Origin of the sequence: Sulfurimonas aquatica (assembly GCF_017357825.1) — a bacterium.
Lineage (GTDB): Bacteria > Campylobacterota > Campylobacteria > Campylobacterales > Sulfurimonadaceae > Sulfurimonas > Sulfurimonas aquatica.
The window spans coordinates 941,154-963,515 of the sequence record NZ_CP046072.1; the positions used below are offsets into that span (position 1 = coordinate 941,154).

Annotated in this window: 18 protein-coding genes; 11 read left to right on the forward strand and 7 right to left on the reverse strand. The window is 35.8% G+C overall.

Annotated elements, in window-relative coordinates:
* Position 1: 1 nt before the first annotated feature.
* Genes GJV85_RS04560 through GJV85_RS04570 form a run of 3 tightly spaced genes read right to left on the reverse strand, consistent with a single transcriptional unit; the run spans position 2 to position 5,746 of the window.
* The gene (locus GJV85_RS04560) at positions 2-445 is read right to left on the reverse strand and encodes a response regulator (protein WP_207562688.1); all 444 of its coding nucleotides are present in this window, start codon (positions 443-445) and stop codon (positions 2-4) included.
* Positions 429-2,906: an ATP-binding protein gene (locus GJV85_RS04565; protein WP_207562689.1), complete on the reverse strand. Its 2,478-nt coding sequence runs from the start codon at positions 2,904-2,906 to the stop codon at positions 429-431. The genes GJV85_RS04560 and GJV85_RS04565 overlap by 17 nt, the downstream gene beginning before the upstream one ends.
* Positions 2,903-5,746 carry a PAS domain S-box protein gene (locus tag GJV85_RS04570; protein WP_207562690.1) on the reverse strand — a complete coding sequence of 948 codons (2,844 nt, stop codon included), beginning with the start codon at positions 5,744-5,746 and terminating at the stop codon, positions 2,903-2,905. The genes GJV85_RS04565 and GJV85_RS04570 overlap by 4 nt, the downstream gene beginning before the upstream one ends.
* 217 nt (positions 5,747-5,963) lie before the next feature.
* On the opposite strand from GJV85_RS04570, the gene GJV85_RS04575 reads away from it, so the two are divergent.
* The 9 genes from GJV85_RS04575 (at position 5,964) to pyk (ending at position 15,537) form a co-directional block, all read left to right on the forward strand.
* Positions 5,964-6,695, forward strand: coding sequence for a fumarate reductase cytochrome b subunit (locus GJV85_RS04575; RefSeq protein WP_207562691.1), 732 nt, complete (start codon positions 5,964-5,966; stop codon positions 6,693-6,695).
* Positions 6,695-8,680: a fumarate reductase flavoprotein subunit gene (locus GJV85_RS04580; RefSeq protein ID WP_207562692.1), complete on the forward strand. Its 1,986-nt coding sequence runs from the start codon at positions 6,695-6,697 to the stop codon at positions 8,678-8,680. The genes GJV85_RS04575 and GJV85_RS04580 overlap by 1 nt, the downstream gene beginning before the upstream one ends.
* Positions 8,677-9,411 (forward strand): fumarate reductase iron-sulfur subunit, encoded by a 735-nt coding sequence (locus GJV85_RS04585; protein ID WP_207562693.1) that lies wholly within the window; start codon positions 8,677-8,679, stop codon positions 9,409-9,411. Before GJV85_RS04580 ends, GJV85_RS04585 begins: the two co-directional genes overlap by 4 nt.
* Positions 9,412-9,435: 24 nt before the next feature.
* Complete coding sequence (gene gdhA, locus GJV85_RS04590) at positions 9,436-10,791, forward strand: NADP-specific glutamate dehydrogenase (RefSeq protein ID WP_207562694.1); 1,356 nt, start codon at positions 9,436-9,438, stop codon at positions 10,789-10,791.
* A 5-nt stretch (positions 10,792-10,796) separates the two neighbouring features.
* Entirely contained in the window at positions 10,797-11,969 is a 1,173-nt protein-coding gene (locus GJV85_RS04595) for a mechanosensitive ion channel family protein (protein WP_207562695.1), read from the forward strand.
* Between the two features lie 72 nt (positions 11,970-12,041).
* On the forward strand, positions 12,042-13,127 hold the full coding sequence (locus GJV85_RS04600; RefSeq protein ID WP_207562696.1) for a 4Fe-4S binding protein: 1,086 nt from the start codon (positions 12,042-12,044) through the stop codon (positions 13,125-13,127).
* 2 nt (positions 13,128-13,129) lie between these two features.
* Complete coding sequence (locus GJV85_RS04605) at positions 13,130-13,885, forward strand: hypothetical protein (protein ID WP_242689833.1); 756 nt, start codon at positions 13,130-13,132, stop codon at positions 13,883-13,885.
* Complete coding sequence (locus GJV85_RS04610) at positions 13,882-14,076, forward strand: YwbE family protein (protein ID WP_207562698.1); 195 nt, start codon at positions 13,882-13,884, stop codon at positions 14,074-14,076. The genes GJV85_RS04605 and GJV85_RS04610 overlap by 4 nt, the downstream gene beginning before the upstream one ends.
* A 27-nt stretch (positions 14,077-14,103) precedes the next feature.
* A complete protein-coding gene (gene pyk / locus GJV85_RS04615; RefSeq protein ID WP_207562699.1) occupies positions 14,104-15,537 on the forward strand; it encodes a pyruvate kinase in 1,434 nt (477 codons plus the stop codon).
* A gap of 16 nt (positions 15,538-15,553) precedes the next feature.
* Here the strand turns inward: pyk and GJV85_RS04620 are convergent, their stop codons facing one another.
* From GJV85_RS04620 to GJV85_RS04635, 4 genes are read right to left on the reverse strand one after another with little or no spacing between them, the layout of a single operon-like run.
* The gene (locus GJV85_RS04620; protein WP_207562700.1) at positions 15,554-16,060 is read right to left on the reverse strand and encodes a phosphatidylglycerophosphatase A family protein; all 507 of its coding nucleotides are present in this window, start codon (positions 16,058-16,060) and stop codon (positions 15,554-15,556) included.
* A 7-nt stretch (positions 16,061-16,067) separates the two neighbouring features.
* Positions 16,068-17,258 (reverse strand): sulfate adenylyltransferase, encoded by a 1,191-nt coding sequence (locus GJV85_RS04625; RefSeq protein ID WP_207562701.1) that lies wholly within the window; start codon positions 17,256-17,258, stop codon positions 16,068-16,070.
* Positions 17,236-18,123 carry a response regulator gene (locus tag GJV85_RS04630; RefSeq protein WP_207562702.1) on the reverse strand — a complete coding sequence of 296 codons (888 nt, stop codon included), beginning with the start codon at positions 18,121-18,123 and terminating at the stop codon, positions 17,236-17,238. The genes GJV85_RS04625 and GJV85_RS04630 overlap by 23 nt, the downstream gene beginning before the upstream one ends.
* Before the next feature lies 1 nt (position 18,124).
* On the reverse strand, positions 18,125-19,249 hold the full coding sequence (locus GJV85_RS04635) for a bifunctional 2-C-methyl-D-erythritol 4-phosphate cytidylyltransferase/2-C-methyl-D-erythritol 2,4-cyclodiphosphate synthase (protein WP_207562703.1): 1,125 nt from the start codon (positions 19,247-19,249) through the stop codon (positions 18,125-18,127).
* Positions 19,250-19,440: 191 nt separating this feature from the next.
* Here GJV85_RS04635 and thiC point away from each other — a divergent pair, with 191 nt between their 5' ends.
* Both thiC and GJV85_RS04645 read left to right on the forward strand, forming a co-directional pair.
* Positions 19,441-20,835 (forward strand): phosphomethylpyrimidine synthase ThiC, encoded by a 1,395-nt coding sequence (gene thiC / locus GJV85_RS04640; protein WP_207562704.1) that lies wholly within the window; start codon positions 19,441-19,443, stop codon positions 20,833-20,835.
* 110 nt (positions 20,836-20,945) lie between these two features.
* Positions 20,946-22,121 carry an Mrp/NBP35 family ATP-binding protein gene (locus GJV85_RS04645; protein ID WP_207562705.1) on the forward strand — a complete coding sequence of 392 codons (1,176 nt, stop codon included), beginning with the start codon at positions 20,946-20,948 and terminating at the stop codon, positions 22,119-22,121.
* Positions 22,122-22,362: the final 241 nt, after the last annotated feature.

The following is a 22,362-nucleotide window of genomic DNA, read 5'->3' on the forward strand; positions in this document are numbered from 1 at the left end:
CTTATACCTTAGTAGGTAGTTTTACTATAGTAAACCAAAAATTTTCTATAGTCTCTACTATCTTAGAAAACTGCTCAAAATCAAGTGGTTTTTGAATATAAGAGTTTGCATGAAGAGAGTACATCTTTATTATGTCCTCTTCAGCCTTTGAAGATGTTAAAACGATGACGGGAATCATCTTCAGGTTGTCATCCTCTTTTATCTCTTTGAGCACCTCTCTACCATCTTTTTTAGGAAGATTTAAATCAAGAAGTACTAGATCAGGTGTAGGCGCATCGCTATATTTACCGAGTTTACGTACAAAGTCCATAGCCTCTTGGCCATCTTCAACTATATGGAGGTTATTAGCTATTTTTGAGTCATTCATAGCCTCTTTGGTTAGGCGGGCATCTGCGGGGTTATCTTCTACTAAGAGTATCTCTACTGCATTATGATTGGTCTGCATTTTTAATCCTTAAATTATTTGGTATTGTAAAGTAAAAGGTTGAGCCGCCATCTTCATTTGAGTCTATCCAAATCTCTCCGTGATGTCTCTGTACTATGCGTTTACACACGGCAAGGCCTACGCCCATTCCTTCGAACTCTCCACGTTTATGAAGCTGTTGAAATATCAAAAATACTTTTTCATACTGCTCTTTGGCAATTCCTATACCATTGTCTTTAAAGGAAAAAGTCCAAATCCCATCAGCTAGTTTAGCCTTTATCTCTATGCGAGGAGCCTCTTTAGAGTATTTTATCGCGTTTGAGATGAGATTTTCAAAGAGTTGTCGCATCTGTACTTCATCGGCAACTAAAAGAGGTAGTTTTTCACTGATAATTTCAGCGTTATGCTCTTGGATTTTTAGTGTTAAGTTCTGTTTGACATCCTCGAGTACTTGGTTCGTGTCTATCTTCTTAAAAGGAAAACCGTGCGTTTGAACTCTAGAGTACTGAAGCAGTCCATCGATGAGCATCTGCATTCTCTTAGCCCCATCAAAGGCAAAACCTATGAACTCTACGCCTGCCTCATCTAAAACACTCTCATAGCGTTTTTTGATAAGCTGTACATAACTTGAAACCATTCTTAGTGGCTCTTGAAGATCATGTGAAGCGATGTAGGCAAACTTTTGTAACTCCTCGTTTGAGTGTTGGTACTGTCTATTTAGGGCACTGATTTTTTGTGTGCTCTCTTCACTTTTTATAAAACTTACTATGTTGTTAAAGAGATTTTCACTAAAAGCTATCTCTTCGACTGAAAACTCTCTTGTCTCATTTAATCCCATATCATAGAGATCTATTGAACCCTCTTGAGTGTCGTTTATCATGATTTTTTTATGTATGTTTGAAAAAGCATCTGTGGAAATCTCTTCTCCAAGCTCGTAAGCCTTGTATTTGATAAATACTCTAATGTCATCTGCATGTAAAAAACCTGTTGGAATGATGCGAATAAGTTTCTCAAGTTTCTCTCTAAGCGTTCCCTCTTCGTTAAAAACTCGACCAATCTCATAAAGAGCGTTTACCTCTTGAACACGCTGTTTGAGTTGCTCGTCGATCTTTTTTTGAGTTGTAAGGTCATTATAAACGGCAACTATCTCGCCTGATGAGAGTCTAAACACATAGTTTTCTCTCCAACCAATTATCCTCTCATCTTTATAAAATGACATAGGAAAATGCTCCGAAACACCAGTTTTGTTAACTCTTTGTAGAACATCAAATATTCCCATCTCTTTAACGGCTGGAAATTTCTCAAGAAGACTTTGCCCTATTATCTCCTCCCTTGAGGTTTTCTCTATCTTTAACATAACGTCATTTACGCTATGAAAGATAAAATCAGTGCCATCTGAAGTGGGAGTATAGAGCACTATGGCATCATTTACGCTACTAAAGAGCTCTTCAAAGCGTTTTTCATTTTCCAGTATTTCTTGAGTTGCTTGTCTGTTTTGAGTGTTTATACTCTGCTCAAGTCGGTTAAGTCCTCGTCTTAATAGAAGCAGGATAAATACTCCAGAACTAAGTAAAATTGCGAACATAGAGATGATAGTCGTCATCCAGCTATCCAAAACTCCTATGGTGTCTTCTTTAAAGAGAATGATGTTTGCGGCGTACTCTCCACGCGAGTCATAAAGATGCTTCGTATGTATGGTGTACTTTTGAGAGTTATACTCAAGCTTGTAGTCATCTTCAAAGTGAAACTCTTGAGGAATGCTCTGCAACATTGCCATTATCTCTGGCGTGGTGGATGACTGTAGGACAAAACCGTTATGATCATATTTTTTGTCTTTCGCATAAAGGTCTAAGAGAGAGCTGTGAACAAAAAAGAGCGCTTGGGCGTCTAAAATATTTTTCATTTTATCTAAAAAGAGTTCAGTGCTTACCCCAATACCTAAGGCACCAAGATATTTCTCACCATCCATAATTGGCACGATAGCCCTGTATACAAGAGCATGTATCCCCGTCTCATAGCCATGTATAAGTTTATGGTCTTTATGTATCTCTTGAATCATTGGACGTAGGTTTGCTATGTTCTCTCCATATACATCTGGTTTATGCATACGTAAAAATGAAGTTCCATCGCTGTTGTGAAAATGTATAGTCTCTATGTATGGATTACGTTTTTTATATCGTTTGACTAATTTATCTGTATATGCATAAAGATTTTTTCTATCTTTTTCTTTAAAATATTTCATAATTTTTTTATCTTCTACTATAACATTAGCAAAATGTATGATGTCTGAAATATTATGGTTGATAACATGGTCAAATGTTTTATGCAGAGTGGTGTTAAAGTACTCATTTACATTATCTATTTTTTCACTTGAACGTAGATAAATGATACTTCCAATGGCAATGGCCATTATGAATGTAATGGCTACGACACCTATGATTAAAGAGCGTTTTAACTCCCGTACGTTTGCAATGGACTTCATGATGTCTCCTCGTTTTGTAGAGGTATCTTCAGTTCAAAGCAGGCACCCCTTTGTATGTTTTTCCACGTTAAGATACCTTGCAAATGTTTCTCAACTATGATTTTGGACATATATAAACCCAGACCTGTACCACTTTTAGCTTTGGAAGAGACATAGGGCTCGCCAAGATGTTTTAGTATCTCTTTTGGGATTCCCTCTCCGTTATCACAAAAAGTAGTTATGACATACCCTTCGTCTTCTCTAAGAGTAATCTCTATGGATGCGTCTTTTACTTTTGAACTCACTAGAGAGTCTTTTGCATTGTTTATAAGATTTAAAAAGACCTGAAGTAGCTCATTTGGATAGGTTAAAATTTTATGTTTGCATTGTGAGTCTACCTTTAGGAGAATATTGTTATTTTTTAAACTTTGGCTTATCATACTAAGTGCACTCTCAAGGACTCTGCAGACTTCGACAGACTCCTTCTCTTTGTTTGGTTTGAGAAAGTTTCTAAAATCATCTATAGTCTGTGAGAGATGTTTTGTCTGTTGTAAAATGCCATCGCCCATACTATGTAACATAGCGGGGCTTATCTCTTGTTCAAGTTCTAAGTCTACTTTTAGATTATTTATAGCCATGGCTATAACGGTGATAGGCTGTCTCCACTGGTGCGCTATCATCGCTATCATATCACCCATAGCGGCTTGGCGAGACTGTGTTATCATTATCTCATCTTTTTTTTGTAACTCTTTTTTTATACGATAATCTTCAGTAATATCTAGGCAGACTAAACCAATATCAAAATTTTTATCTTTATGCTCTATTTTAAACCCTAAGACGCGTTTGATATGCTCTTTTCCTTTTGCATCTAGCATCTTTTGAATCTCTTGTGCATATCCATCTTCTATGATTTTTTTCTCAAACTCAGATACTGAGTCTGCTATATCTGAAGGAAGAAGATCATAAGCTGTTTTGCCGATAATGTCCTTTGTATCAAAAAATTTAGATACAGGATCGTTCGCATATATGATATGGCGTTCTTTATCTTTTATGATTATACCTGCAGGTATATTTTGCATAAAGAGCTCAAAAAGGGCTTGAGACTCTTTGAGAGATCCCTCTAGCTCTTTTTGTTTTGTTAGGTCGGCTGTATTTGCAACCAAACCAATTATCTCTCCATCATCAGTTTTAAGAGGTGACTTGGAAGTAAGCATATATGCTTTTCTTCCATCTGGATACTTCACCCATTCAAAATTTGATAATGTTTTTTCTTGTTTAAATACCTCTTCATCCATCGCTCTGTAAAAGTCCGCTTCTTCTTTAGCAAATAGCTCATAGTCGGTTTTGCCAATAATCTCAGCTCTACTTTTACCTATAAGCCTCTCCATACTATGATTACACTCGAGATAGCGAAACTGCTCATCTTTTACAAAAAATATACTATCCATAGAGTTAATTGTATTGTTTAGTAGATATCCTAACTCCTCAAACGCGGTAATATCAGTAAGGGTTACAACACTACGTCTATTTTTGTCTAGTTTAAGCTCTTTTTCCCATACTAAAAACGTATGCTCTTTTTGCTCATGAAGCATCTTTACTCTATGTGTTTTTGTAGGATTTAAGCGGATATACTCCAACCAGTGAATACCATTCATATCAGTCTGAAGATAGCCTCTCTCTTCTAAAAAGAAATCGCAAATACAGTCATGCTCTGCGATAAAGTCCTCTTTTGACTCATAAGAGAAAAACTTTAGCATTGCAGGGTTGACCGTGTCAATATGCTCCCCATCGGTTGTTATCATAATGTCGGGAGTAACTTCAAAAATAGCCTGCGTTTTAGCCTCGCTCTCTTTGAGTGCTTGAATGTGTTTGTTATATATTTTACTCACTTGCGACTGATAAATATTTATGCGTATGTAGACAAACCAAATCAAAAATGAAAATAGACTCAAAAGTAAAAACGCTAAAGAAACTTGTAAGTAGCTACTAAAAAGCTTGGTATTACTCAAGTTTTGAAAAAAGAGAAGTTTTACTTTTTCTTTGTTGTTCCTATCGCTAATGGTAAAAAGATGAGTGAAATAGTTTGCACCATCAAGAGAGAACTCAACACTATCTTTAAGGGGTGAATGTGCAGTAAACGCTTTTATGAGAGAGCTTAAATGAGGTGTTGGGTTAGAGATTAGACCATATTGAGCAATATTGAGCAGTGTTGGTTTGTTAAATGTTTTTAAATCTACTTTATCAATAAAAACAAGGCCTTCAAAACCTGTAATCTCCTCTATGGAGTCAATGAGAAAATTTGGATTTACACCTACTTCTATAGCACCAATATAGCTGTTTTGTTTATCAAAAATGGGAATCATCACTCTAAATACAGTAGCGTGTTTACCTGTTTCATAACCCGTTATAATCTTATGTGAATTTGTTATCTCCTTAATCATAGGCCTTACTTGTGTTAAGTCATCACCAAAGAGTTCGGGTTTATGCATGCGTAAAAAGGAGTTTCCATTAGCGTCTAGTATGTGCAGAATATCGACGCTTGGCTCCTCTTCTCTAAAAGAGTTCCAACTCTTTTGTAAAGCGGCGTGAGCAGCTTCTCTATCTTTACTCTGAAATAACTCTACTATGTTTGTAGTGTCGATTAATCTTTTGATTCTGTATGTAAAATTGAGTTGATGATATTTTATAGAGTAGTTGATACTTCTTTGTATCTGTTCGTGATATTCACTTTTATGTTCGTCTCTAGTAGACTCTTCTATGTAGACTGTAATGGAAATAGCGATAAAGAGTAGTAAAAACATGGAAACTATAATGGATAAGATAACTTTTTTACGAAGAGAGTCTGTAGCTAAGGGGTTCATTAATATCACCTTTTGAGATTAAAAAAGATTGTACTTATTATAGTCTAACTAAATAATATTTTAAAAAAACTTTATTTTATTTAAGTGACTATTTATATATCGTAAAATATATTGAATAGAGTGAGAAAGTTTTTATATAAAATTATGTGAGTGTACAGAATACTCTTATCAATATTTGGGTAAAATAGATGAAAATAAATACTGTTTTGGAGAATAAATGAGAGATAAAAAGATAGATAAAACACCGGCAAGACTTGATTTTATTCAGAGTGCTACGGGTTTAATACTCGTTATTTTTATAATGGGGCATTTACTTTTTGAAGCCTCTATCCTTATCTCTGAGGAGATGATGTACAGAGTGACGATTATGTTTGAAGGGTACTACTTCTTTGGTGAAACATACCCTGGCATCGTATCATTCTTCGCTGGGGCGGTTGGCGTGATATTTGTTGTACACGCGGCTACTGCAATGCGAAAGATACCCTCTACTTATAAGAAGTACAAAATCATTAAAAACCATACAAATCAGTTAAAACATGAGGATACGTCTTTATGGCTTATTCAAGTTATAACGGGTTTCATGATGTTTTTTATCGCTCCTATTCACATCTATATCATGATGGTGGAACCATCGGACATAGGTCCTTATGCAAGTTCAAGTCGAATAGTAGACGAACTTATGGGGCCACTTTACTTTTTGCTTCTTTTAGCAGTCGTCTCTCATGCATTTGTCGGACTCTATCGTTTAGCTCTAAAGTGGGGCTTTATGGAGGGAAAAAACACAAAAGTTTCTCGTGCACGATTTAAACTTCTTATGAAGGTAATGATAGTGCTTTATATAGTTGTAGGTCTTGCATCTTTGGCAAAATACACTTACATAGGCTTGACTCATGACTTTAGTGATGGAGTGAAGTATAAATCAGAGAGTATTATTATGGAGAGACACTAATGAAAATTATATACACAGACGTTCTTATCATTGGTGGTGGTTTAGCAGGGCTAAGAGTTGCTACTGGCGTTAAAGAGAGAGGCCATGATGCAGTTGTTTTAACACTTGTGCCACCAAAGCGTTCACACTCCTCAGCAGCTCAAGGTGGAATGCAAGCATCTTTAGCTAACTGTAATATGGGCGAGGGTGACAATGAAGACATACACTTCTCCGATACTATCAAAGGAAGCGACTGGGGAGCAGATCAAGAAGTGGCTCGTATGTTCGTTCATTGTGCTCCAAAAGCCATAAGAGAACTTGCTCACTGGGGTGTTCCTTGGACTAGAGTTCATCGCGGAGATCATAACGCCATCATCAATGCAAAAAAAGTTACTATAACTGAAAAAGATGAGGCTCATGGGCTCATCACTGCAAGAGACTTTGGTGGAACGAAAAAATGGAGAACTTGTTATACATCTGATGGAACAGGTCACTCTATGCTTTACGCTATGGATAATCAAGCACATAAAGAAAAGGTTGAGATTCATGAACGCCAAGAGGCTATGTCACTTATAGTAGATGATGGACGCTGTTATGGAGCGATTTCAAGAAACTTAATGACAGGAGAGCTCGTAGCCTACGTAGCAAAAGCGACAACAATCGCTACAGGTGGTTATGGAAGAATATATAGCGTTTCTACAAACGCCATTATCTGTCAAGGAATGGGTCAGGCAATAGCACTTGAAACCGGAGTGGCAACCTTAGGAAATATGGAAGCCATACAGTTTCACCCTACAGCCATCGTGCCAGTTGGAATTTTGACAACAGAGGGGTGTCGTGGTGATGGAGGACTTCTTCTAGATAAAGATGGTTATAGGTTTATGCCTGACTATGAACCTGAGAAAAAAGAGCTTGCAAGCCGTGATGTTGTAAGTCGTAGAATGACTGAGCATATAAGAAAAGGTAAGGGTGTTAAGTCACGTTATGGAGATCACTTGTGGCTTGACATCACAATACTAGGGCGTGAACATATTGAGAAAAATCTTCGTGAAGTAAAAGAGATATGTGAGAACTTCTTAGGAATAGACCCTGCAGTTGACTGGATACCAGTTCGTCCAACACAGCACTACTCAATGGGTGGGATTCGTACGAAATATACGGGCGAGTCACAGACATTAAAGGGACTCTACTCTTGTGGAGAAGCGGCTTGTTGGGATATGCATGGTTTTAACCGCCTTGGAGGAAACTCTGTAAGTGAGACAGTTGTTGCAGGAATGCTAGTCGCTGAATATATCAGTGACTTTTGTGATTCGCATGAAAGTTCAATGCACATTCACTCTTCTAAAATTGAGATAGCTTTAAAAGAAGAGAATGCAAAAATAGATGCCCTTTTAGCAAATGAAAATGGCGAGAGTGCTTTTAAACTTCGTCGTAGAATGGAAGAGATACTGATGGACAAAGTTGGTATCTTTAGAAATGGAGAGGACCTTCAAGATGCGGTGAATGAACTTGAAGAGCTCTATAAACGCTCTAAAAACATAGAAGTAACAGCAAAGTCCCGTGCGGCAAATCCAGCGTTATTTAATGCCTATAGAACGCAAAGAATGTTGAAGTTAGCACTTACGGTAGCTTATGGAGCACTTCTTAGGACTGAGAGTCGTGGAGCTCACTCGCGTGAAGATTATCCATCTCGAGATGATGCAAATTGGCTCAAACGCACAATAACTTCATGGCCAGACCCTGAGCAAACTATGCCAAGTGTCTCTTATGAAGATATTCCTATAAGTAATATGGAAATGCCACCAGGCTTTCGTGGATATGGTAAGGATATGACTGAAGCACACCCTGATAGTAGAGTGAGACAATCAGCAGTTGATGCGATAAGAGAGAAGTTTGAGAAAGAGGGTGCAAGTCGCCAAGAAATCCAAAATGCGTTGATGCCATTTTTAGATAAACTGCCTAAAAAATATCGTGGTACTAATGAAAGATTAGGAGAGAATGTATGAGTGAAGAGAATAATAGAGTACTAAAAATCAGTATATTGCGTTTTGACCCTAATGACCCTGAAGATTTTCCACATATGGAGACATTTGAAATAGAAGAAGCTTATGGAATGACACTATTTGTCGCTCTAAATGAGATACGAGAGCACCATGATAACTCTCTAAAATTTGACTTTGTATGTCGTGCGGGAATTTGTGGATCTTGTTCAATGCTAGTAAACGGTAAACCCACTTTAGCTTGTAGAACACTTACTAAAACATTGGGTGAGAGTATCACTTTAGCACCACTGCCACTTTTTGAACTTATCGGTGACTTATCTATCTATACTGGTAAATGGATGAGAGGTATGAACGAGAGACTTGAGACTTGGATACATACAGAAGAGGGTACTTTAAATGTTGATAAGTTAGAAGAGAGAATGGAGCCAGCACTTGCTGATGAGATTTATGAGTTAGATCGCTGCATTGAGTGTGGTTGTTGTGTAGCAGGTTGTGGTACAATTCAGATGAATAAAGATTTTGTCGGTGCAGTCGGTCTTAATAAAATAGCACGTTATCATTTAGATCCAAGAGATAAACGCAGTGAAGATGATTATTACGAGATAGTTGGTGATGAAGATGGTGTTTTTGGTTGTATGACGCTTCTTGGATGTGAAGATGTTTGTCCTAAGGATTTACCTTTACAGAGTAAGATTGCGTACTTAAGACGAATGATGGTTAAAAATGCATATTAAAATTAATAATTTAGGAAAAGATAAATGTCTATAGCAGAAGAAGAGATAAAAAAATTTGAGAGAGGCGATTGTGGTGAAAACAAAGTTTTTTATCAAGCGATGGAAGAGGTTATATACTCTATTGCACCATTATTAGAGTCTGATGATAAATATACTAAACATGCAATTTTAGAGCGTTTAGTAGTTCCTGATAGAATTATAAAGTTTAAAGTAACATGGATGGATGATAATCAAAACATCATGGTTAACACAGGTTTTCGTGTGCAGTTTAACAACTCACTTGGGCCATATAAAGGTGGATTGCGTTTCCACCCTAGTGTAAATGAGGGGATACTTAAGTTTTTAGGATTTGAGCAGATTTTGAAAAACTCACTTACAGGTCTACCAATTGGTGGAGCTAAAGGGGGAAGTGATTTTGACCCTAAGGGTAAAAGTGACTTTGAAGTTATGAAGTTTTGTTCTGCATTTATGACAGAGCTTCATAAATATATAGGCTCTCGCATAGATATCCCCGCTGGTGATATTGGAGTTGGGGCTCGTGAAATTGGTTATCTTTTTGGAGAGTATAAGAAAATCACATCAACATATGAGGGTGTTTTAACTGGAAAGCCATTTATGTTTGGTGGCTCACTTATGCGTCCTGAAGCTACTGGATATGGTGCTGTTTACTTTACTGAGCAGATGCTTGAGATAGAGGGAAAAGAGCCATTGACTGGTAAGATATGTACTGTAAGTGGTGCAGGAAATGTTGCACTTCATGCTATAGAAAAACTACAGCAAATTGGAGCTATTCCTGTTACATGTACAGACTCAGGAGGAACTATTTATGACAAACGCGGAGTAGATATCCAGCTTCTTAAAATTTTAAAATTTGAAGAGCGTGCTTCTCTTGAAAAATACTTGGTAATTCACCCAGAAGCTACATATATTCCTGTATCAGAATACCCAGAGGGTGGGCATGCTGTTTGGGATATTCCATGTTATGCGGCATTTCCATGTGCTACACAAAATGAGCTTACAGATGTAGATGCTCAAAACCTAATAGTAAATGGTTGTGTAAGTGTTACAGAGGGTGCAAACATGCCATCAACTCCAAAGGCCATTAATGATTTCTTATCTCATAAGGTCTGTTTTGGTCCTGCAAAAGCTGCAAATGCTGGTGGTGTTGCGGTGAGTGAATTTGAGATGTCTCAAAATGCTTCAATGCAAAAATGGTCTTTTGAAAAAGTAGATAATAAGTTAAAAGAGACTATGCAACAGATATGTACAAGAGTTGCTCTGACAGCTAAAGATTATGGCGTTGAGGGTAATTATGTTGATGGTGCAAATATTGCAGGCTTTAAAAAAGTAGCAGATGCTATGATAGCTGAGGGCATATAGGTAAGATGTATGATGAGTTACTAGATAAGTTAATAGCACTTAATCTGAATTTTGATTTTTTTGGTTTAAATAGTGCAAAATTAATCTATATAGTTCTCCTAATCGCAGTAATATACTTTTTTAGAAAGATAGTTTATGTGACTTTAGAGAGAAATATTCTTAAAATATCCTCTATTAAAGACTACTCAACGCAGATACTTGGGAGTGTTCGAACTCCCATAGAATACATCATTATAATCATAAACATAAATATGATTGTCTATGTTTATGATGATTTTCATACTATAAACTCTATCGCAACTATTTTCAATATTATCTATGGCTTTTTCTTAACGCTTCTATTTTATAAAGTGCTTAATGCTGTTGCGTTAATCAAACTTAAAACTCTTAGTGATAACTCAAATATAAAAAGTGATGTAGTAAACGTAGCCCTTAAAATTGTAAACTTTATAATTTTAATCATTGGATTGCTTGTTGTGCTCTATTTTGCTGGAGTAGATCTTACTGCTGTACTTTCTGGTTTAGGGATAGGTGGACTCGCCGTTGCGTTTGCTGCTAAAGATACAATTTCAAACTTTTTTGGCACACTCTCTATACTTATGAGTGATGTTTTTTCACAAGGAGATTGGATAGAGATAGATGGAAGGGAGGGTGTTGTAGTAGAGATTGGTCTTCGCGTTACAACACTTAGAACTTTTGATAATGCCCTTATAGCAATTCCAAATGGCACCTTTGCTTCAAAAGATGTAAAAAACTGGAACAAACGCATACTTGGTCGTAGAATAAAAATGAAACTCAGTATTAGGTATGACTCAAAAAGTGAAGATATAAAAAATGCTGTAAATGAGATACGAATAATGTTAGAAAAGCATCCTAAAATTGCAGGTAAAGAGACTAAATATAAGTATCAGAGACTTAATCAGCATGTGGCTAAGCTTGTTTCTAAAGATGACTTAGAAGGTGTCAAAAGCACTCTTTTAGTCTACCTAGATGAGTTTTCAGACTCGAGTATAAATATCTTAGTTTACTGTTTTACAAAGTCTGTACTTTGGGATGAATGGCTTGCAACAAAAGAGGATGTGATGCATAAGATAATGCATATAATTGAAAAGAATTCATTAGCATTTGCATTTCCATCTCTCTCACTCTATAATGAGAGTACAAAAACACAAGAGTAAAAAAGTCTCGTTATTCTATCTTCAGTAAAATGTGATAAAATCGTTTTTTAAATCAATACAAAGAATTTTAATATGATAAATTTAAGTGCAGGTGCTTGTGTACGCTCTTTGAGTGTAGATAGCGAATGTAATAAATGTGAACTAGTATGTCCTACAAATGCAATAGTAATCGGTGATAATACACTCCCCTCTATAAACTTTTCAACATGTGTAACTTGTGGAGCCTGTGGGGGTGTTTGTCCTAATGAAGCTCTTGCATTAGAAGAGTTTAACACTACAAACTTCTTCTTTGATTTTTTAGAAGAAGAGAGTGACTTACTCTCATGTAGAAAAAACGTGCCATGTATCTCAGCCCTTAGTGTTGAGCATATTATCTCATTAGCTATTTTGAAAAAAGGTATTACTTTTGATATGGGCTATTGTGATGGCTGTGATATAGCATCTACATGTAAACCTCAAATTTTGAAAAACCATGAAGAGGCAACATACCTACTTGAAGCTATGGAGAGTGATGTTAGCATCAAGCTAGAAGATGTCTCTTATGAGAGTGAAACAAAAGAGAGTGGTAGAAGAGAGTTCTTAAGTGCTGTTAACCTTCAGAGCATTGCGAAGGTTAAAAAAGGTTTTGAGGATGAAGTACAAAAAGCCAATGATGAGTTGGTTGAGCACTCTTTAAGTAAGACAGATATCGCTCTAATTAGGAAAAAAAGTATACCAAATAAGAGAAAAATTCTTTTTACCGCAATAAAAAGAGTTGAAAAGCCATCACAGTTTCATGTAATTGATGGAAGTGAGTTAAGTTTTACTTCTACAAAACTAATGAAAGAGGATGCTTGTACAGCATGTCAGATGTGTTATAGAGTCTGTCCAACAGGTGCCTTAACATCTGATATGAAAAACTCTAAGATAGACTTTGATCCATTTATGTGTATAAAGTGTCATGTATGTCATGATGTATGTGCTCCAGATGCTATTACACTTTCAAGTTCATACAATGTTAAAGAATTTTTTGAACCAACTGTTCAAAACTTAGTATCTTTTAGCGTGCAACGCTGTGATGAGTGTAATGCATACTTTAGTACAAACTCAGGGGATAAACTCTGTTATAGATGTAAAATAGAAGAAGAAGAAGCCAAAGAGCTTTGGGGGATAGAATAATGATGAATAACGACAACCAGATTTCAAATCAGACAACACTATTTGGATATATTGGTGAGCATGCTGGCGCAAGTAGGTTTTCTGCCATAATAAACAAGACATTTAAAGAAAATGGTAGTGATGCGATGATGATTCCTATGAATATAAGAGAAGATGATTTATACTTTACAGTCTCTAATATGAAAAAGTCTCATGTTAATGGAGCAGTTATATCGAGTGAGTATGTTCATCTAATCCCTGAAATAGTTGACACTGCTAGTAGTATGGTTAAACGCAGCGGAATGTGCGACATAGTTTTTAAAGAGGGTGAAACTCTAAGAGGAGATATCTTTAGTATTCGTGTTTTAAGCGAGCACTTAAAAGATTTACTCGCATCTAAAATCGCTATCATAGGTGTAAATCCTTATGCTAAAGCTTTTTCATTCTTAGCATGTGGATTCGAGGTGAGTTACTTTAATGATAATCTTGAAGAGCTTATGGCATTCACTCAAGAGGTAGAACTTCCAAATGCAGATATTAATAGAATAGCATTTGATATGGAAGTTGACTTATCAGACTTTGATGTAGTTCTTGATTTTTCAAGTATGGATATATTGTCTATGATAAGTAAGCTCCCTAAAGTATCTATGGACATGAAAAACTCTAAACAGTTCTCAGCGCTTAAAAAAAGAGCAGATGAGTTAGGAAGTGAGTATGCAAGTTATGATACTATATTGGATAAATTAACAAAAAAAGTATATAAAGAGATAGTTAAATGATTGATGGGACTAAGCGAGTAAATATTAAGCATGGTCTATCAGTCGCAATAGTATTAAAACAAGACCAATCCACTGGACTCTTAACAGATGGAATAGTTCGCGACATACTTACAAAGTCTCCAAATCATCCTCATGGTATAAAAGTAAGACTCATGAGTGGTGAAGTAGGACGTGTTAAAGAGATATATTAGACATTTTATAAAACTAAGGATAGCTCCATGAAAAAACGTACAAAGATTTTAGCGACAATTGGGCCAGCATCGGATTCTCTTGAGACTTTAGTAGCGTTAATAAAAGCCGGAGTAAATGTTTTTAGACTTAACTTCTCTCATGGAACGCATGAGCAGCACTCACACGTACTTAAAAAAATCAAAAAAGCGATGGAAGTTACTGGACTTATAGTTGGAGTCTTACAAGATATAAGTGGACCAAAAATCCGTATTGGTGAGCTAGAAGAGGATTTCTTACTAGAAGAGGGTGATAAAATCATCTTCACGAAAGAAGAGATTATGGGGCATAAACAAGATGATGCTCTCTACCGCGTTTGTATTAACTACCCTCAAATTCTGCAACAATTAAAGATAGGCGACTTCATCTATCTTTACGATGGAATAATCAGAACAAAAGTGTCAGATATATCTAATGGGAATGTTGAAGTTGTAGTAGAAAATAGAGGTATACTCTCCTCAAAAAAAGGTGTAAACTTTCCAAATACACGTTTAGGTGTTGATGTTTTAACCCAAAAAGATAAAAATGATATGGAGTGGGGAGTTGTAAACGAAGTAGACTTTATGGCCATCTCTTTTGTTCAGAGTGCTGCAGATATGATTAAAGCTAGAGAGATTATTGAAGCACTTGGAGGACGACAAAACCTTATAGCAAAGATAGAGAAGTTTGATGCCATTGAGAATATCGATGCAATAATCCAAGCAAGTGATGGACTGATGGTTGCTCGTGGAGATTTAGGGATAGAAGTTCCCTACTATGAAGTACCAAATATCCAAAAAATGCTTATCAATAAGGCGAATGAAGCTTCTATACCTGTTATCACTGCAACCCAAATGCTTCTCTCTATGACAAAAAATCAAAGAGCAACACGTGCCGAGATAAGTGATATAGCAAATGCAGTCATGGATGGAACAGATGCTGTGATGCTCTCTGAAGAGAGTGCTGTAGGTGATTATCCTGTTCTTGCAGTTCAAACTATGTCTAACACAATTATAGAGACTGAAAAACACTACAACTACTATAAGTTTGATGAGTTTAAGATAACTGATAGCGGAGACACTATTAATAAGTCGGCAGTGAGCCTCTCTTGTGATCTAAATGCAAAAGGAATTTTCTCCATTACATCTTCAGGCTCATCTGCAAGAAAACTTGCACGTTATAGACCAAAAAAGACTATCTATGCGATAACACATGATGCATTGACAAGAGGACAGATGACACTTATATGGGGTGTTATTCCTCTGATGTCTGTGAGAAAAGAGAGCCTGGAAGTTATACTTGACTCTTTGATGGTTAGAGGACTTGAAAATGGTTCTATTAAAAAGAAATATAGCTATATTTTAACAGCAGGTGACCCTATTGGTAAAGTAGGCTCCACAAATATGATACGCGTTATTTCACAAGAAGATATGTATGCATATTAAAGAGACTATAAGATAGCTAGATAAGAGTAGAAATATAAAGATAAGCTTGCCAAAGAGCTGCACTCGATATTCCAGCAGCGGCTCCAGCTATGATATCATCACCCATAACACCAACTCCACCCTTAGCTTCACGATCAATCCTACCTATAATAGATGGTTTTGCGATATCAAAGTAACGAAATAGAGCAAATGAGAGTATAGATTGGATTAAAAATCCATTACTTAACACTACAACTTCTGTAAGTGACACAGTAATTGCCGGGGCAATACTTAGGGCAAACCACATACCTGCAAGTTCATCAATTACAATGCGTTTATCATCATGAATTTTACTTTTTTCTTCATATCTATTGATAGCTTTTATAGCTATTATGGAGATAAGAAGCGTTGCTAGAAAAAGTGTGCTTGCATCAAAGTAGATAAGGATTAGCATGCCAAGTGGAAGAGAAACTAGTGTTCCAAAAGTTCCAGGAGCCTTTGGAAATAGTCCACTATATCCAAGGGTAATAAAAAAGTAGTTCATGAGTTTCCTATGTAAGAGATGTAGTTTGATAGAGCTTCATAAGCTCAAGGTAGAAATCTTTTTCACTATGTTCTTCTAGTAGCCCTTTAGCAGCAAAAGTATCATAGTATAGTTTTTCAAGATTTTTAAATCTGTTTGGATAGAGTTTAGCTAGAAGTAGAGCAGAGATCTCTTTTCGAATAAGTACTGCAGGTGGAAGTATACCTGCTTCAAGCAGTTCTAAAATCGAGTCAGAGTGATAAGAAATCTGGTGGTGCTGGCCATGTGGGCAAGTATTTTTACTCACAAGCGTTGTACATTGATCACAATAAACATACTCACTAGCAATCTGTATCTCTATATCTATTCCTGTTACTCTGTCAATGATAGATTTGTTTGAGTTACAATCATAAAACATTCCAAGACCTGCATGGTTTCTTCCTATAGTCATTCTGTCGCAGCCGTAGTTTTTTGCGACAATAGAGTCAATTATAATCTCATTATATCCTGCAAAAATATAGCTATTTTCTAAAGGGACAACTATAACTCTATTTTTAGGTAAAAAGTTGTTAATGAAGTACTCTAGAGCCTCTTTTCTAATCTCATAATTAATATTATGACTGTCATATGGCTTGAGTAAAAATATAACCAAGAGGTCAGTACTCTCTAATGTTTGGCGTATTAAACGCTCATGACCACGGTGCAGAGGGTTTGCTGCCATAAACAGAGATGAAGTATGTTTAGCCTCTATAAGTTTTTTAGCCTCTTCTATTTTATTTTTATTGATATTCTCTTTAGGTTTTATTAATGTATACTCACCACTTATCGCCCATGAACCAAGTCTTTTTATTGTGGCCATAACTCCAGGGTGAGTTGCATCATCAGTTCCATAGATATGTTTGACTCTCTCATTTGGATCTATTTTATAAGTCTCTTCAATAATAAGAGTGGCAAACTCGTCTCCCTCGCAGAGTATAGTAATCTCTTGACCTATTTCAAGCTCTGAAATTGTTTTTTCATTTTTTTTGCCTGAAGGTGCGAGTATGAAAGGAAAAGGAAAAGATTTTCCATCTAAGAGGCCAGTTTTTAAAACCTCTTCAGAACCCTTTTCACACATAAGCTTTGTTACTGGAAGTAAAAGAGAGTTTGCAACAAGTTCTAAGACTGAAGCAGCTTCTTTATCTATATATATTGTTTTATTTTTTCTTGATGATGTCATACTTTTTACGTTTTTCCCATAAACTTTTACGTGAAATACCCAATTTTTTTGAAAGTTCAGTATCAGGATATTTGTCTTGATAGTTTAAAACAATAAACTTAACATAATCTTCGATAGGAAGAATTTCGCCCTTATCAAAGACATTTCTTTCACTCTCAATCTCAAGTACTCTATGTTCAACTTCTTCAACTTTATCAGTACTTGAAACTATAATATTTTTACCCGCAATCAGGTCACAAAAAGCTTTTTTATCAGCTTTTTTTAGAAGCTGATAGTCAATTATATATATAATAGAGTTCTGAGGAAGTGAGTTTACTTCAGTTAAAGTTTTTGCATCATTTAAAGTTAAAAAGTGAATAGGAAGGTCTCTCTTTTTTGCATAATTAAAAGCAAAAGCATCCGCATGTTTTTGAAAACTTGATGAGATAAATAGAGGCAACTCAACATCTTCAAAACTTTTTTCATATTTTGCATTTAAAAAATTATGTGAGAGATATTTTTCATATGCAACATTTCTATGTTTGAGTTTTTCATAATCTTGATAGTGATTTATCTTACGAATAAGCTCCTCAATCATAAATGGTTTTAGAATATAGTCCTTTGCTCCAGCGCTTAATGGTTTTGAAACAGTGTCATTACTAATATATGAGACCATAAGAATTACGATTGAGCTTTTAAAAGTCTCTATTACTGGATTAAAATCTTGACCGTTTATGTTTGTCGAAAGAAGTACAACATCATAATTATGACTTCTAATTGCATCTTTTGTTGATGTACACATTTCACATGTGTGCCCTAATTCGCCAAGTTTTGTTGCTATACTTTGTGCTAAATAAACTTCGTTTTCTATTATTAGTATCTTCATATTATCCTATAGTTTTCCAATTAAAATATTTTAAATTTGCATTTGCATAAACGCCAACACCCTCTTCTCGACCAATAAAGCCAAGCTTTTCAGTTGTTGTCGCTTTTACGTTTACTCTACTCATCTCAATTTTTAAAATCTCTGAGATGATTTTTCTCATAGCTTGTTTATAAGTGCCAACTCTCGGTTTTTGAGCGGCTATTGTAATATCTACATTTACTATGATGAAACCAAAGTTGTATATTTTTGTAACAACTCTGCGAAGTAACTCTTTTGAGTCTATACCTTTATAGCTCTCATCATTATCTGGAAACATCATCCCGATATCACCCATTCCAGCTGCACCTAAAAGAGCATCTATGAGTGAATGGAGTGCTACGTCCCCATCACTATGAGCCTTGAAACCAAGCTCAGAGTCTATCTTTACTCCACCTAGCCACATATCACCACTATCGTCAAATGCATGTACGTCAAAACCGTTTCCACTGAGAATATCTTGTGATGGAGCCTCTAAACATGGAATCTTATTTAAGTCTTCTATATAAGTTATTTTATGAGCAGACTCTTCTCCAAGAATAAACTCGCGTTTGCCACCATTTGAAACTATCGCGCTACTCTCATCTGTAAACTCTTCATCTTGATTTAACGCAGATTGAAGAACCTTAGTTCTAGATAACTGTGGAGTTTGAACTCTTTTTACTTGCTCTCTATCTATAGTCTCATCACCGTAGACTATAGTGTCAGTAACTTTTAAGTATGGAACTATAGAGTCACTAGAGCCTTTTTTGGCAATAATTCTTTGCAAAAAATCATCACTTATGCATGCTCTAGCTATATCACTAACTAAAACAAATTCTGTGTCCACTTCTACAAGAGCATTTTTTAATGACTCTTGACGTGTTTTGCCACCTGTTACAAAAGTATACTCAGCATAGTTTTTCATAAAACTTATATCTTCAGATGAAGAAACGATGATAATTTTAGAAAAATTGTTACTACTTTGAAGTCTATGTGCTACAAAATACCACAATGGTTTATGATCTATTCGTAACCACTGCTTTTTAACATCCATAGAAAAGCGACTAGAACTCCCAGCCGATAGTAAAATAAGTGTCAAATCCGACAATTTTTCTCCTAAATATCAAAAGTGTTACGATATTATACACTGTGTATTCTTTTTTTTATCTTCAAGGTGATTTTTATTACTCAATATATCCTAAATTATAAATGCAGTTAGGTAACTTTATCTTAGATTAACTTTATTTGATTATATTGCCACATATAGTTTAGTGTAAAATATATTATTTAGGAGAAATTATGAGATCTTTATGGTTAAAAGAGCGTGAAAATGATGCTGTTCGCACACAGATGTACTATGCAAAGCAAGGCATTATTACGGGCGAGATGGAATATGTAGCAAAAATAGAAGATTTATCTCCTGAGCTTGTTCGTAGTGAGATAGCACGTGGACGTATGATTATACCTGCGAATGTTAATCACGAGTCACTAGAGCCAATGGCTATTGGTATTGCAAGTACTTGTAAAATAAATGCAAATATTGGTTCATCTGCAATTGCAGCTGACATTGAAGATGAAGTTGAGAAAATGAAAGTTTCTCAGAAGTACAAAGCAGATACTGCAATGGACCTCTCAACTGGTGGTGATTTAGATGAGATTCGTAAAGCAGTTATAAATAACTCAAAAATCCCTATTGGAACAGTACCTATCTATCAGATTCTACACGATGTTGGAAATAAAATCGAAGATTTAACTATTGAAGTTATGTTAGAAGTTTTAGAGCGTCAAGCACAACAAGGTGTTTCTTACTTTACTATCCATGCAGGTTTCTTACTTGAGACTATGCCTAAGGTAGCTAAACGTAAAATGGGAATCGTTTCTCGTGGTGGTTCTTTAATGGCTGCTTGGATGATGCACTACCATAGAGAAAATCCTTTCTATACTGCATTTGATGATATCTTAGATATTTGTGCTAAGTATGATGTTTCTCTTTCTCTAGGTGATTCACTACGTCCTGGTTGTTTAGCAGATGCTTCTGATGAAGCTCAGCTTGGTGAGTTGAAAGTTCTTGGTGAACTTACACTTAAAGCTTGGGAAAAAAATGTTCAAGTTATGATTGAAGGTCCAGGTCACGTGCCTATTAATCAGATTGAACGTAATATGAAAATCCAAAGAGAACTTTGTCATGAAGCTCCTTTTTATATCTTAGGGCCATTAGTTACTGATATTGCAGCTGGATATGACCATATCTCTTCTGCTATTGGTGCAGCTGTTGGTGGATGGCATGGTGCTTCAATGTTATGTTACGTAACGCCAAAAGAGCACTTAGGTCTTCCAAATGCTGATGATGTACGTGAAGGTATCATTGCTTACAAAATTGCTGCTCATGCTGCTGATATTGCTAGAGGTCGTAAAGGTGCTAGAGATGTTGATGATGCTATGAGTGATGCTCGTTATACATTTGACTGGGAAAAACAGTTTGAATTAGCACTTGATGGAGATCGTGCTCGTGAATATCATGATGAAACTCTTCCTCAAGATGTATTTAAAGAAGCAGAATTCTGTTCTATGTGTGGACCAAAATTTTGTTCTTACAAGATAACTCAAGAAATTATGGACAATCCAGAGATGATTGCTCAGATTGCTGCTGATGCTAAACTAGCTGAAGATGCAAAATTTAGAGAAGCTATATAAATATATAAAAGCAACTTTAAATATGAAGAGTATTAAATAAGACAATTTTTGTCTTATTTAGATACGCTAAAGTGTCGAAATTATAAAATTTAACATAAGGAATAAACATAATGACTGAAGAAATTGTAAAGTCAGCACTTTCAAAAGTTATGTATCCAGGTTTTACTAAGGATATTGTAACTTTTGGTTTTGTAAATAATATAGAAATAAATGGAACTGATGTAAGTGTAACTATTGATATCACTTCTAGTGCTCCAGAAGTAGCACAACAGTTAAAAGATGAGGCAACAGCAGCACTAAAAAGTGCTGGTGCATCAGCTATAAATTGTAATATTAAAACTCCAGTAATTCCAAGAGAAGGTTCTTCTAAAGGCAAAAATATTGCTCCACAGATTAAAAACTTTTTAATGGTAAGTTCTGGTAAAGGTGGAGTTGGAAAATCAACTACATCTGTTAATATCGCTATTGCTCTTGCTGCACAAGGTAAAAAAGTTGGTCTTTTAGATGCTGATATCTATGGTCCAAATATTCCTCGTATGATGGGTGTAGACGGTATGAAGCCTGAAGTAAATGGAAATAAAGTTATTCCTATTAAGGCTTATGGAATCGAGATGATGTCTATGGGTGCACTTATGGAAGAGGGACAAGCTCTTATCTGGCGTGGTGCTATGATCATGAAAGCTATAGAGCAGTTCTTACGTGATATCTTATGGTCAGAGTTAGATGTGTTAGTTATAGATATGCCTCCAGGAACTGGTGATGCTCAGCTTTCACTTGCTCAGGCAGTACCTGTAACTGCTGGTATCACAGTAACTACACCACAAGGTGTTTCTTTGGATGACTCTCGTCGTTCACTAAACATGTTTCAAAAACTTGACATTCCTATCGCTGGAATCGTTGAGAATATGAGTGGATTTATCGCACCAGATACTGGTGTTGAGTATGACATTTTCGGTAAAGGTACAGCTCAGCCAATGGCAGATGAGTTTAATACTAAAATAATTGCTGAAATTCCAATAGAGCCAAGTATCCGTACTGGTGGAGATGAAGGTAAGCCAATTACCTTTGTTAACCCATCTTCTGAATCTGCTAAGCGTTACTTAGCTGCTGCAGAATCTATTTGGGCTACAATAGAAGAAGTAAATGCAAATGGTGGTGCTAACAATGAAGGTGTACAACCAACTACACCTCCAGGAGTAAGTGCATGTTCAACTGGAGCGGCTGCTGCTGCACCAGCACCTAAAGCAAGCGACGAAAGTTGTGGTACAGGATGTGGTTGTCACTAGTCTGACAGCTCCATCTTCTCTATTTTAAAATAGATTTATTTCTATTTTAAAATTTATATCTTCAATTCTTTTTCTTTTTCTATCTTCATAAAAAATACTTCTTTTAAATAAATTTTCTAATACCTTTAAACTCATGATGTAATAAACTTGATATTATATTGAAGTAAAGTTCATTTGAGGCTATCTTGCTTGATTGTGTATGGAGAAGATAATTGAGAGAATCCCCAATCATCTAGTAGAA